The 1,545-nt window shown below is 70.6% G+C and carries 2 protein-coding genes; both read right to left on the minus strand.

Translation table 11 applies throughout. From position 1 onward, the window contains the following. A partial coding sequence (locus tag L995_RS07410) for a histidine kinase dimerization/phospho-acceptor domain-containing protein (protein WP_047470631.1) occupies positions 1-396 on the minus strand: 396 nt, incomplete at its 3' end. 94 nt (positions 397-490) lie between these two features. Continuing rightward, on the minus strand, positions 491-1,545 hold a 1,055-nt coding region (gene glmU, locus L995_RS07415), incomplete at its 5' end, for a bifunctional UDP-N-acetylglucosamine diphosphorylase/glucosamine-1-phosphate N-acetyltransferase GlmU (protein WP_047470632.1).

A 1,545-nucleotide genomic window follows, 5' to 3' on the forward strand; every position in this document is an offset into this window, starting at 1 on the left:
CCGCGTCTCCAGCAGTTCCTGCAAGGCAATGGGCTGCCACTGCATGGGCGTGCGGGCGGCGCGCGCCAGGGCCAGCAGGCCGTCGAGCATGCCGCCCATGCGTCGGGCGGACTGGTCCATGGTCTGCAGGAAGCCGCGTGCCTCCTGCAGTTCCTGCGGCGAAGGCGCGGCCTGCGACAGCAGCTCGTCCACCAGGGGTCCGAAGGACAGCACATGGCGCAGCGGCGCGCGCAGGTCGTGCGACACCGCGTGCAGCCATTCCTGCTGCGCGGCGCGCAGGGCCTGCAGCTCCTGCTCGCGCTGGGCCAGGCGCTCCAGCGCGTCCTGCAGCGTGCGGGGCGGGCCTTGCAGGTCGGCGGCAGGGTCGGGCGGAGGGTGGGCGAAAGGTTCCGTCATGGCATGAACAGGGTCAGGAGATTCGGAAAATCGGCTTGCCCCGTACGGGACCCGCCATCGATGCGGGCCCTCGAGCCCACGTGTCTCGGAAGTCTCAGGACTTGGGCAGTTTGACCGGGCGCTTCCAGCTGGTGATGCTCACCTGCCTGCCCCGCGATACCGTGAGCACGCCGGGCTCGGTGCTCTTGGTGACCGTGGAGCCGCCGCCCACCGTGCCGCCCGCGCCAATGGTGACGGGCGCCACCAGCACGCAATTGCTGCCGATGTGCACGTCGGCCTCGATCACCGTGCGGTGCTTGTTCACGCCGTCGTAGTTGGCCGTGATGGAGCCGGCGCCGTAGTTGACGCGCTCGCCCACCGTGGCATCGCCCAGGTAGGCCAGGTGGTTGGCCTTGGCGCCATCGGCCAGCACGGAGTTCTTGACCTCGACGAAGTTGCCGATGTGCACTTCGCGGCCCAGTTGCGCTCCGGGGCGCAGGCGCGCAAACGGGCCGACCAGGGCGCCCTCGCCCACGCTGACGCCGGCCTTCTCGCCATCGACATGCGTGTACGGATGGAGGACGGCGCCCGCCGCAATCGTGGCGTTGGCAATGCTGCAATAGGCGCCGATGCGCGCACCTTCGCCAATCTCCACATGGCCGCTGAAGATGCAGCCCACGTCGATCTCCACATCCTGCCCGCAGGCCAGGCGTGCCGCGCGGCCGGTGCGCGGGTCATCGCGCAGGTCAAAGCGCGCGGGGTCGGCCAGGCGCACGCCCTGCTCCATCAGCGTGCGGGCCTGGGCGCCCTGGTGGGCGCGCTCCAACTCGGCCAGTTGCAGCGGGCTGTTGACGCCCGCCACCTGCACCGGGTCGGCAATGCAGTGCGCGACCACGGGCACGCCGTCGGCCACGGCCATGGCGACCACGTCGGTCAGGTAGTACTCGCCCTGGGCGTTGTCATTGGTCAGGCGGGCCAGCCAGCCGGCCAGGTGGCGGGCCGGCACGGCCATGATGCCGCTGTAGATTTCCTGGATGGCGCGCTGGGCGTCATTGGCATCCTTTTGCTCGACGATGCGCTGCACCGTGCCGTCTTCGCCGCGCACGATGCGGCCGTAGCCTGTGGGATCGGGCAGGCGCACGGTCAGCAGCGCCAGCCGCCGGCCATCGG

Origin of the sequence: Delftia sp. ZNC0008 (assembly GCF_000799035.1) — a bacterium.
Classification (GTDB): Bacteria; Pseudomonadota; Gammaproteobacteria; order Burkholderiales; family Burkholderiaceae_C; genus Comamonas; species Comamonas tsuruhatensis.